This window comes from Prevotella mikamonis, from assembly GCF_055381405.1.
Map to the genome: position 1 here is coordinate 707,197 of NZ_AP035785.1, position 12,880 is coordinate 720,076.

8 protein-coding genes are annotated in these 12,880 nt (G+C 41.4%); all 8 read right to left on the bottom strand.

Annotated features, from left to right (window positions below):
- Positions 1–96 precede the first annotated feature (96 nt).
- Positions 97–1,413, bottom strand: a complete 1,317-nt coding sequence (locus ACZ42L_RS03075; RefSeq protein ID WP_464716574.1) for a DEAD/DEAH box helicase — start codon at positions 1,411–1,413, stop codon at positions 97–99.
- Positions 1,410–2,624: a hypothetical protein gene (locus tag ACZ42L_RS03080; protein WP_464716575.1), complete on the bottom strand. Its 1,215-nt coding sequence runs from the start codon at positions 2,622–2,624 to the stop codon at positions 1,410–1,412. Before ACZ42L_RS03080 ends, ACZ42L_RS03075 begins: the two co-directional genes overlap by 4 nt.
- 12 nt (positions 2,625–2,636) lie before the next feature.
- The gene (locus ACZ42L_RS03085; RefSeq protein ID WP_464716576.1) at positions 2,637–3,707 is read right to left on the bottom strand and encodes a tetratricopeptide repeat protein; all 1,071 of its coding nucleotides are present in this window, start codon (positions 3,705–3,707) and stop codon (positions 2,637–2,639) included.
- Between the two features lie 10 nt (positions 3,708–3,717).
- Positions 3,718–4,941 (bottom strand): tetratricopeptide repeat protein, encoded by a 1,224-nt coding sequence (locus ACZ42L_RS03090; RefSeq protein WP_464716577.1) that lies wholly within the window; start codon positions 4,939–4,941, stop codon positions 3,718–3,720.
- A gap of 30 nt (positions 4,942–4,971) precedes the next feature.
- Positions 4,972–7,572 (bottom strand): DNA gyrase subunit A, encoded by a 2,601-nt coding sequence (gene gyrA, locus ACZ42L_RS03095; RefSeq protein WP_464716578.1) that lies wholly within the window; start codon positions 7,570–7,572, stop codon positions 4,972–4,974.
- Positions 7,573–7,842: 270 nt separating this feature from the next.
- Positions 7,843–8,313 (bottom strand): NTF2 fold immunity protein, encoded by a 471-nt coding sequence (locus ACZ42L_RS03100; RefSeq protein WP_464706642.1) that lies wholly within the window; start codon positions 8,311–8,313, stop codon positions 7,843–7,845.
- 256 nt (positions 8,314–8,569) lie between these two features.
- On the bottom strand, positions 8,570–8,962 hold the full coding sequence (locus ACZ42L_RS03105; RefSeq protein ID WP_464716579.1) for a hypothetical protein: 393 nt from the start codon (positions 8,960–8,962) through the stop codon (positions 8,570–8,572).
- Positions 8,940–12,845: an RHS repeat domain-containing protein gene (locus tag ACZ42L_RS03110; protein WP_464716580.1), complete on the bottom strand. Its 3,906-nt coding sequence runs from the start codon at positions 12,843–12,845 to the stop codon at positions 8,940–8,942. Before ACZ42L_RS03110 ends, ACZ42L_RS03105 begins: the two co-directional genes overlap by 23 nt.
- Positions 12,846–12,880 lie beyond the last annotated feature (35 nt).

Below are 12,880 nucleotides of genomic sequence, written 5' to 3' on the forward strand. Positions count from 1 at the left end.
AGTGGCGAAGTTACAAATTTTCCTTTGTTTCCCAAAATAAAATAGCAACATTTTGTCTATTACTATTTTTGCCTGACATTTTGTTATGTTAAGTTTTTATTTGACTTCTTCTATGACAGTACGTAATCCCTTAATTTTCTCTCCTTGCACTAATTTTAGTACTTGCCGCAAACGAAGATTGGAGATTGCAGCATACGTGTATCGGTCTTTGACGTCAATACGACCTATTTCGGAACTTTGCAGTCCTCCTTTTTTGCATAGGAATCCAACTATATCTCCTTTGCTTAATTTATCTTTCTTCCCTTTACCGATATACAGTGTTGCCATTTGGGGCTTAGGAGGAGCTGGTAACGTTTCTGATATACGATAATCAATCAAAGTACCATCAATATAGGCCGGTATCACCTCGTCTGGGCCTAGTATAAAGAAAGTTCTTCCCATTTTGTCCCATCTGGCAGTCCTACCTACTCGATGGATGTAGCCTTCTTCACTTTCTGGTAAGTGATAATGAATGATATTGGTTATATCGGGAATATCAAGTCCACGAGAAGCTAGATCAGTACTAACTAAGACATTTGCACTCTTATTTGAGAACTTATATAACGCATCTTCACGTTCTTTTTGTTCCAGCCCACCATGAAAGACGCTAATGGTAAAACCCTGTTGTCGTAAATAGTCAGCAGTTCTTTCTACACTGTCACGATAATTCAAGAAGATGATACTACTATCATCTCCGATGTCACACAGCAGTTGTCGTAACGTATCTAGTTTATCCTTAATAGGGCTTGCTACTTGATGTATAATTACTCTATCCGGGACTTGTTCTGTAGACAGATAGTCTACTTTTTCTGTCCTACCCATTTGGATAAACTGGGGTATAGATTCTGCTTTTGTAGCCGATAACAGGATATGACGTTTTACATGTGATAGCTTCGAGAATATGCGACTCATCTCATCCTGGAATCCCATTTCCAGACATTTATCGAATTCATCAATAATGACCAACTTAATATCGTCCACATTGAAATTGGTCTTATCTAAATGATCATTTAGACGTCCTGGTGTTGCAAAAATGACATGGGGATTAATCGACTTTATACGGCGGTGTTCTTCCATGGCGGTTCGTCCACCATAACATGCAATGGCTTTTAGTCCACTTCCCATATTGCTCAGGACTTCTGCTGATTGTAATGCTAGTTCTCGACCGGGAACAATTACTACAGCTTGCACTGTAGGAACCTCTGGATTCAGCAATTGGGTTAGGGGAAGTAAATAAGCCAGTGTCTTACCCGAACCTGTAGGTGAAAGTATCAGTACATCTCTATTTGTGTGTAGGATAGCATTCATAGCTGCTTCTTGCATGCCATTCATTTCGATTCCTAACTTACTTTGTATTTCGTTTAGTCCTTTCATCTTTTCTGCTTTAGTATATAATCAATTTCATCAAACTCTTTACCCATATTTAAATTTAAATAGATAGTATAGAGTGGTAATCCCCATTTCTCTCTTTGAGTAGGTTCAAATTTCTTGTATTTCTCAAGATAAGGCAACGCAGCCCTATATGATTGCAAAATCATTTTTTTCTTCTTGACTTGGTCTTGTGTTTTCTTCTCTATTTCTATTCCTTGATTAAAATAGGCTAATCCCAAGTTGAGATAGGCATCAACCATTGAATTGTCCTGTTTTAATAGTTCCTCACACAGGTTGATACATTCTGTATAGCGTCTCATATTCAGCAGAACTGTACTTGTCGCAAATCTGAATATGACATTAGTGCTGTCGGCCTTTAATGCTTGCTTGCAAATGTCCAAGGCTTTAGTATATTCCCGCGATGCGGAATAATGTTCTATTAGACGTGGAAAGAAAAATGGAAATTTAGGATATTTGAAAAATCCTTCCTCCAATGTTTGTACATAGCGAGACGTATCATTTTCTAATTTATACGTTTCTGCCAGATACTGTAACATCATAGCATAATGAGCTGTATCTTTTAAGGCCAAATAAGTATGGTGCAATGTTGCTTTTGTATCGGCCATCTTATACCCACAGTATACAGCCCAATAGGCTGCAACTGGCAATAGTGTGTCTTTTTCCAAATAATTGTATGAACTGAACAAAGGTTGCTCAGCACAATTTATATAAGTATCTAGAAAATGATATGCTGTTTGATAATTTTGTTTGTTCAGGAAATAAATTCCTCCGTTGTATAAATTTGGACGATAAGTATTCAATAATTCCGAATGTTTCAATCGGTATTTTAGCTTGATTTCTCCCTTTTTATCTGGCCGAGCATCTAAGGAATCCAATCCTTCTAATGTCGTGAAAAGATTGAGACACGAATTAAAAAGTTTTGCAGTATCATATTTCTGCTTCAGATATAGTTTCTCATTTCCTTGTTCATATATTTTTCTTTGGGCTTCAAAAAGAAGCAACCAAATTTTCTCGTTTATCCTGTTGGTAGAATCCTTTAATAGTTGTTTCATACTTTGTTCTACCCTATCCAGGTTCTTACCACTTTTAATATCTATTCTCGCTTGTGCCATTTCTTTCTTTTGGGCATTTGCATTCAAAGAAAAAAATAGAAATATCTGTATCCAAATGATGAGATTAACTTTATTCCTCATATCCTTATTCATCTAATTACCTAAAACCTTCTTTACCTTTTTCAATGGAAAGCTCCATTTCACTATATCTTCATTTGGGTCTAATCGTTTTGCCTTTTCTAGCCATGCTGCGGCATGGTCTAGTTCCTCTCTTATCAGCTTATAATCCTTTCGTTTCACCTTGCCACTGTCATTTTCGAGTTCCCGTCTTAGATACATGGCTTTTGAACAATAGCATAGACCTATATTATAGATTGCTTTAATCATCGTGGAATCAATGGCAAGAGTCTTGTTGAAAGAGACTATTGCATCATCCCATTGTTGGGATTTCATATCAGTTTCTCCTTTTAGTGCCCAAACCCATTTATTGTTGGGTCTTATACGCACTTCTTCTGTAGCAAATTCCTTCAGTAGCTGTTTATGTCCCGGTGATGAGAGGTATTCTATCAGTAATTTAAAATACAATTCATGTTCTGGTTTTTCTCTGTGCAATGCTGACAATACGGATAGATATTGGATTGAATCTACTTTATTCTTCAATCCCATCCTCATACAGTTCACCTTTATTTCAGCAGCTTCCTTTGCGTAATTAATGTCCTTTAATGCTACATCTGCAAAATGTTCTGATGTAATATAATCCTTTTTTCCATAAGCAAGTAAGCTGACATAATAAGCAGCTTGCCCTTGAATATATTTTTGCTCATGGAACAAAGCACTTTCCGTACAATCCAGATATAATCTAAAAACATTAATGGCAGTTTCGTTCTGCATGTGTCGGTAGTAATACATACCGGCATCAATCAATTTTTCCAAATAGCCATTCAGATGTTTTCCGTTCTTTAAGCGATAGCTTGGTGTATCTTGTTGATTCTTTAACGACTGCACATCATAGAAATCACATATTAAAGCAGTCTTCAGCATTTGGAAGACATCGTTATAATATGCTGCGGAATCTATGGTAGAATGTTGTCCATTCTCTAATTTATTTAAAAGAATCTCTATTTGTTTGTTCAACTTCTTGGCTGTTGTACGTGGAGACGCTTCCTTACCCTGCATAGATAAAGATGCCAATAGGAATAGAAGCAAATAGAGATTCTTTTTCATTCAATAGAGTTTATTTATTCAGAGCTTCCATCTCTTTTGTACGTGCATCATTTGCACCATAGAGAGAATAATAGCACTGATATAGAGGATAACTCCAGTTAGCCTTCTCGCGAGTTGGATCTAAGCTACGAGCCTTCTCAAGAATAGCTGTGCTCTCTTCATAAAGCTTCTTTTGTTCAGCTGTATTACCACTGATAGCTCCTGCTTGGGCATTGATTGTAAAGCCCAAATAGGTAAGTACTACTACGTTCTGACCATCTATTTCCAGAGCTTTCTTGAAACTAGAAGTTGCTTCGTCTAATTTGTTGGCATTCATTGCATTCTGGCCTTTCAATGCCCAGGCAGAAAAGCATTTGGGATCTTGTGAGATTTTGTCTTCAATAAATTGAGTTTGCTCGCTAGTCATCTTGAGACTACCATACATATTAGCCAACGTTGCAAAGATCTGCTCATTCTTTGAATCTTTTGCATAAATACCCTTCAGTGTCTCAACATATTGCAAAGAATCGGCTTTTGTCTTTAGGCTCTGCTGCATCAGATACATCTTCAAATTCAAAGCCTCCTTGTACACAGCAGTGTCTTTCATTGCTATATCGCAATACTTGTTGGCACGTTCCAGTTCTTTATTCTGGAATGCGTATACAGCTGCTACACGAGCAACTTCACCAAGATATTGGTCAGGATTCTTTGTCTTATCAATGTTCTTGAACAATGGGTCTTCAGAGCTTTCTACATACAGCCCGAAATATTTCAGAGCTTCTGCCTGATTTTCTTTCTTGCCAAATTCCTGACCACCATTAATCAATTGTGGACGAACATTATAAAGACGGTTGCTGTTCGAACTTTCAAATTTAGGCTTTACCTTTCCCTTTTCGTTGGGTTGTTGGTCAAAAGTATTAGCAAGCATACCATTGCTCATAGCATTATATACAGCATTATAAAATCCTAATGTATCATAAGCTTCTACTTTGCCCTGCTTAAACTGCACTGCCATTTGATTAGAGTTGATAATAGCTTGCTCTTTACCAACTTTATCCATAGCTAGATCCACCAATTTATTGTAGGCAGCAGCTTTTTCCGCGGCACTAGCCAATTGGCTCAGATTTGTTTTCAGAAGACCTGCTGCTGCTTCATACGTCTTTGCTTTCAAGATGGCTTTCAGCGGTTCGCTGTCTCCAGCAAATACAGCAGATGTTCCCAAGAACATCAATGCTGCAATCATCATTTTTTTCATACTTCAGTTATTTAAAAGTTTAATATTGTTTTATTCTTCTGTCTCTTCGTTCATATTATCGGTTACATCAGTTTCTTCTGTTGTCCCCTCTGCTGTTGAATCTTGTCTGAATTGTTCTGATTTCTGTACCCATTGGCTTCGGCTTTCCTCTTCTACCGTTGCTTCAAGCTCAGAACTCATAACCTTGCATACGCTGGCTATGGCATCATTCTTTTTGGCAAGATTAATCAGGCGAACACCCTGCGTGGCACGTCCCATAGTGCGGACATCAGATACTGCCAAACGAATAACGATACCACTCTTATTGATAATCATTAGGTCGTTGTCATCTGTTACATTCTTAATGCTGACAAGTTTTCCAGTCTTCTCGGTGATGGCTAGTGTTTTTACCCCCTTACCACCACGATTGGTTACACGATAGTCTTCCACATCAGAACGTTTACCATATCCCTGTTCAGAAACAACCATGACAGTTTCTCTTTCTGGATCATCAACAACAATCATACCAATAACCTGGTCTTCCTCATCCTCGTCAAGGCGCATGCCGCGTACACCGGTTGCTGTACGTCCCATTGTACGGATAGTATCTTCATTAAATCTGACAGCACGTCCGTTTCTGTTTGCAAGTATAAGTTCGTTTTGACCGTTTGTCAAGCGAACATCTATAACTTCATCACCATCAGCTATATTAATAGCAATGACACCGTTTGCACGCGGACGCGAATAAGCCTCCAAAGCAGTTTTCTTTACCGTACCGTTCTTCGTTGCGAATACCACATAGTGAGAGTTGATGAATTCTTCATCATCCAGACCACGCAGACGTAGTATTGCATTGACGGCATCGTCTGGTTCTATGTTGAGCATATTCTGAATAGCACGTCCCTTCGAGTTGCGGTCACCTTCAGGTATCTCGAAGCATTTCAACCAGTAGCAGCGTCCTTTCCTTGTAAAGAACAGCATGGTCTGATGCATGGTTGCTGGATAGATAAATTCAGTAAAGTCTTGTTCACGGTGGCGCGCTCCCTTCGAACCAACCCCTCCTCTCGCTTGTTCACGGAATTCGCTTAATGGCGTACGCTTGATATATCCCATGTGGCTTACGGTAATTACTACCGGGTCATTTGGATAGAAATCCTCAGGATTAAACTCTTCGCTAGAGTATTTAATTTCCGTGCGACGCTCATCTCCGTATTTATCCTTTACTTCTATCAACTCATCCTTCATAACTTTCTTGCAAAGCTCAGGATCTGTCAGAATCTGATTGTAATATTCAATCTGTTTTTCCAATTCTTCGTATTCTGCATGCAACTGATCCATGCGAAGACCGGTAAGCTGACTCAAGCGCATATCTACAATAGCCTTACTCTGCAATTCGTCTAATTCAAAGCGCTGTTCCAAATTTCTTTGAGCCTCCATCGGAGTCTTGCTGGCACGAATGATATGCACGACTTCATCAATATTATCGCATGCTATAATTAAGCCTTGCAAGATGTGGGCACGCTCCTGTGCTTTTCTTAAATCATATTGTGTACGGCGAATCGTTACATCGTGGCGATGGTCCACAAAGTGCTTGACACATTCTTTCAAACTTAACAGACGTGGGCGTCCCTTAACCAGTGCGATGCAGTTGACAGAGAACGAACTTTGCAAAGCTGTCATCTTAAACAACTTGTTCAAAATAACGTTGGCATTGGCATCACGCTTAATGTCAATGACGATACGCATGCCTTGGCGACCGCTCTCATCATTGGCATTGCTGATTCCATCTAATTTGCCTTCCTTTACCAATTCTGCGACATTCTCTATGAGCATTGCCTTATTTACCCCATAAGGAATTTCAGTTATTACGATTTTATCGTGGCTTTCATCGCTTTCAATTTCGGCTTTCGCACGCATAACGATACGCCCGCGTCCCGTTTCGTATGCCTGGCGTACACCTTGTATACCATATATATATGCACCGGTTGGAAAATCCGGAGCCTTGATATGCTGCATCAGCCCATCCAGGTCAATATCAGGATTGTCAATATAAGCGCAGCATCCATCAATCACCTCACCCAAGTTATGTGTAGGAATATTGGTTGCCATGCCGACTGCAATACCATTACCTCCGTTAACGAGTAGATTTGGTATCTTAGTTGGCATTACTGAAGGTTCTTGCAGCGTGTCATCAAAGTTGTTATCCATATCTACGGTGTCCTTTTCCAGGTCATCCATGATATGTTCACCCATCTTTGATAGTCTGCACTCTGTATAACGCATAGCGGCAGCAGAGTCTCCATCTACGCTACCGAAGTTACCTTGACCATCAACAAGCTTGTATCGCATGTTCCACTCTTGTCCCATACGCACCAATGCTCCGTAAACAGAAGAGTCGCCATGAGGATGGTATTTACCAAGCACCTCACCAACTATACGGGCACACTTCTTATAAGGCTTGTCGCTTGTGTTTCCAATGCCCAGCATACCATAGAGGATACGGCGGTGTACAGGTTTAAATCCATCACGTACATCAGGGAGCGCACGAGCAACAATTACCGACATAGAATAGTCGATATATGAAGACTTCATTTCCTCCTCAATGTTGATTTTCATGATTCTGTCATGATCAATAGTCTGATTTTCGTCCATTATTACTTTATATTGTTTTTAGAATGTTTTCTTTTGGGCAAAATGGCTGTTAAGGCCCTTTATTTTCGTTTTAAGCCGTTTAGAGCTTTATTTCCAAGGTGCTAAATTACAAAATTAATCTCCAAAATCCAAACATTTAAAAGCTTTATTGAGAAAATAAGTGGTCTGTTAACGATTCGGGTATACAGGGAGGGAGGCAGTCAAGTGGATACAATCACCGTCTGTTAGTCTCCTGTCCTGTTTTCCAGACACAGATCATATACACTCACTCTATGCTACCAATATGACTTTTCCATCCTTTCGGCGCAAATACAGTTCTACCACTCCACCTTTTGATAGCGAATCTTTGAAGCCTGTGATAATCCAAACCTGCTTATCCATGAGTTGTTTCTCTTTGACAATACGGCTATAACCATATATTGGATATAAAATATTCATAGCCACTTGATAAGCTACTTTAGCGTTCGGTACAAATCCGGAATCAAGATAGTAACCTAAGCTATCGGGATTATCAAACAGGCCAGTTTTACCTGTTGTGATTTCTTCTTTCTCAATAAAGTCAACTACCGGAGAGACGGCTCTTTTTACTATCTTGGTGTGTAGTAAATATCCCGTGATACCTGTTAACACTCCAGCGATAAATATTACCAATATAATAACTTCATATTTACTTTGAGACTTCATCTTATTCTCTTGATTATTTGATTTTTCATACTGAGCATTTAATTCTTTAGAGTTCACTCACACTTAAAAGCACTTTTTGATTTGCTTTACTGCTGTACTTTTTATCATTCATGCTGACAACAATTGCTATGCGTTTACCAACATGAACTATAGATTATAACTATGACTACTTTTAAACAACTTATAGCTAGAATGCAGATTTCTACTTATATGACTATCAGATAAAAGAAGAATAGAACATTTCGTAAGTAAATCAATAAGGCTTTGATAATAAATGTAGATGGTGTAAACGTAATCTTGTCAATCTACAAACTCATTCACATTTGAAAGCACCTTTTTCCCGATTCCACTCCTGCACTCTCTTATCATCCAGACTGACGAGAACCTCTATACAGTCACCTACATGAACCTCATCAAGTTCTTTTTCCTCAATAAAACAGGTCCAAATATATGTTTTACCATCAAGGTAAGCCTGGTATTTCATCTCGTAATCCCATATTCTCTTCCCATCATAAGACTGATAAATATCTGTTATTTTAGCCATGATATACTCAGAATTCGTAGAAAGTTTCTTATGTCTGTAAATAGAATTGCATATCATGCCTATGCCAATGATAGAACATAGAATGAGTGCAAAAAGATTCTCAGAAGATATTCTCTTCTTGGAGACCTGAGATTTACGTTTATAATTTTTCTTTTTCATCATCTTTCAAGAGTCTATTTGTTGTTATATCTATAACTTTTTGGCTTGCATTAGGTGCTTTCCCGATAGTTGAGTTGAGCATTTGTGTACGCACCTGTTTGTTTCTTGCCAGTTGCACATTGAGGTGTGCATTGCTTACTTCTTTAGCCTTTTTGGGAGAATTTGGTGAGCGCAATGCTTTCTTTTCTGCCTTTCTTAGCTGCTGATTTGCATTGGAAATCCCTTTATTAGCCTTTTGCAGTGCTCGTGTAGATCCTGCGTCTATTAATTTCCCAGCTCCAATAGCAATTCCTGTATTCCACGCAGCTTCGGTTACAACTTCTATAATATCATTTTTTATACCAAGTTTGTCATTGGGCTTATATTTAATAGCCGCATTAGCAATCTCTACTGCCACCGTTTTCAATACTTTAAATTTTCCAGTAGGATTTACAGCCGAAAGACCTACACTTACAAAATCAACATTTCCTACCCAAGCATCATATCCAGACATTCCTCTTTGATAATTATCATACACTTGGAAGCCGTAATCTATTCCTGCACCCAAAACTGCCCAAAAAGGAAATCTCCCATCTGGGTCAACGGAGTTCATTGGATTATTTAAGCAATATGTATAACCGCTAACAGGAAAGGTTTTCTCCGCCAGTGGGTCCATGCACATCCATCTGCCAAGCACTGCATCGTAATGACGGGCACCATAGTCGTACCAGTCGAGACCGTGCATGCGGTCCAGCTCCTTGCCGTTGTATTTATATGGCTGCGTGCCACCACCCGTGGACTCGCCGAACAATCCGCCGAAGGGATAGTAATGATTCACCTGCTCCACACTGCCGCCAGCCTGCACCACCACGCGGTTGTTGCCCAAGTGGTCTTGCAAGTAGTAGTGGTAGACAGGGCTATTGCCTGTCAAAGTGATGTAACCACCATCTATCAGCATCCTGGCCAATTTGCCATTCTCGTATATCATATTGCCACAATAATCGGTTTTCAGGGTGGTCGCCACATTCGTAGCCTGGGGCGGTACGATGCTTCCCATCGGCACCAACAGGTTGGTCTTCGACGTGGTATACGTCACACGCAGCTTCCGCCCCGTAGCATCGTAAGCATATTCTGCCAAATGCCCATAGCTGAATTGGAGCTTCGACGGTAAATTTACGGAATTATATTCTATTTTCGAAATTTTCTTGTTATAATCTTGTGTCATGTTGCCGTTAGCGTCGTAAACATATTCTTTTCCCATATCAGCGCCATCCACAAAATGGAACGCACCATAATAGGCCATCGGTGCACCGCTAGCATCGGAAACCTTGGTCAGCTGGTTACCGCTGTAACTGTAAGTGAGCTTGTCTATCAGCCCGAATCCGTTATCTGTTTTCCCCTGCCGATGTAGGGTCGTGATATTACCCATCTTATCGTAAGTGGCTGTCTCATCGTACTTGTTGTTGGCAGTGATGGCAGTTCCCTCTCCATAGAGGGCTTTCGTCATCCGTCCTGCTCCGTCATAGACAAACCGGTAGCCTCGTTCCATCTGTCCGCTGCCCGTCTGCCACTTCATACTGCTGATGTTGCCACCATAGCAGGGAGTAGAGGGCGTGAGGTCACCTACAGCTTCGTTATATGTCAGCGTCTCGCTGAATCTGCTTCCTGCTATCCGCGTCAACCAGCTTCTTACATTATAGGTATAGGCCGTTGTCTCGACTGGTGTCTTCCTGCTCTTCAGTCGCCCAACCTCATCGTAGGTATTGGTGACAATGGCTACGGGCGTATTGCTGTTCAGCCGGTGTGTCACTGTGAGCAGGCGCTCGGCATGATCGTAGGCATATCCGTATACTTCCGTCTGTATGGTTTTTCCAGCTGCCGAATGAACATGCCGACGATTGAGTACCTTGCCCGTGAAAGTATAAGAGAAATACTCATCTTCAAAGCCTCCCAGATGGTTGGAGGTATGCGACTGAACCACTCTGCCCCGACTATCATAGTACAAGGCGGACACTATATATTGGGCGGTACTGCCCAGCTGCCAGATTCGTGTACCCGTGAGCATTCCTCTGGCATTCGGGGCGGCATTAGAGGGGAAAGCCGTTCCGTAGCCAGACACAGTCTGTATCTGCATCCTGGATTTCTCGGAGGCAGGCAGGAGATTGACGAAATCATAGCTGTCATAGTAATTGACTGTATGCAGCGTGGCCGAAGCCGGCAGGGAGATATTGACGATATGTCCCCCAAATGCTCCCGTACCGGTATACTCTGTTCTCACGACCACATCTGTCACGGTCGGAGCGGTGGCTGTCTTCCACATGCCCGTCACCGTCGGACGGCCCAGTGCGTCATAAAGCGAAAAAGCCCAGCAACCTTTCTCCCGTGCACTGCCGTCCTGGCTGAATACCATCCTGTCTGCCCGGTCGTATACCATCTTGACAGGTTCACACCCCGGCAGTTTCTTCAGCGTGCAGTTGCCACGCTCGTCATACTGATAATAATAAGCATAGTCCCTGATGGTCTGGTTATTTGCCGTATTCCATGATACATTCCTAGCTGTGAGAAAATCAGCTGCCGTAGGAGGTAGGACATACCTCAGCCGACCGAAATCATCGTAGACGAAATAGGTGTCATGCAGCTGGCTACCATCCACAGTACGCTTCAGCACGACCTGTTCCTGCTTGTCCTTGAACTCATAGGAGATATGCTTATCTTCATCAGTCACTTGTGTGACAAACAAGGTACCATTGGCATACAGTCCCTTGTTCTGTATGGAGGTGTTGTCTGCCTGAACAGCGAACTGCATACAGGCCAGACTGCCACTTGCTGTATTGGTCAGGTATTGACTCTTGACAGCCCTGTCCATGTGCTGCCAGGCCTGGCCAGCCCCAAACTGCTTCAGCACCCGATTGAGCGTAGACGCCTCGTGAATGGTTTCCTGATAAGCCTTTGAATCCAGATAGAAGGAATTAGCGGCATTCTGTACGGCAGAGAACTCACTATACTCTCCCGCTCCGGCTACCGGTACGGGCAGCCATACCTTGTTTTGCCGTCCTGCGCCATCGTATTCCTGATAGGTAACAATATCCTGCTTGCTCGGAGATGATTCCCTCAAGACTGTCTCTACAGGCCTGCCCAATCCGTCAAAATACTCGATCTTGTCTGTATAGGCCGTACCAGACGGATTCAGCATCGTACGGGTGAGGATGTAGTTCTCATTATTTAGTGGGATATTGAGCATGTCGACCACTTCTATCTTTACGGTGTTAGAATAAGCAACGACATTCCCAGACTTGACCGAACGTCTGTAATATCGGGTATCAGACAGGGACGGACAACGATAAGCAGTACCTGTAGCTCCCGAGATTGCATTCCACACAGAGCCGTCAATGGATTCTTGCCACTGGTAATTGTATGTGCCATTCCCATGGGAGGCAGGAGATGCACTCGTAAGTATTCCTGGAGAATTCCCAGTTTCCACGAGAGATTCACCACATTCTATCCGTCCGCCTTCCAATCCTTTTTTTACAATATGACTTATTGGATATTTACAGATGAGCGCCATCGAGTTCATATCATTCCTATCATAGAAATAAAGTTCTGTAACATCGTACTCGTCATCTGCAACGACCTGGGAAGATTGACTGGCAGAGACATTGTATGTTATTTCCACAGTATGCCTGTTATCCAGATATTTCACGGTAAAAATCGGATTATATCCCTCGATACTGTAGTCCTGTACTTTCTGTCCGTTTACACGCAGTTTGATAGTTTGGCCAAACTCAGATATAGTTACTCTTGGAGGATAAATTGACAATTTGGGTTGAGCACCGGTATGAATTGTTCCCAAAAGACAGAAGACCAACAGACCTGTCTTTCTTGAAAACTTATATATCTTTTTTCTCATGGCTTATCACTTTAATGACTTGAACTGATAATGAT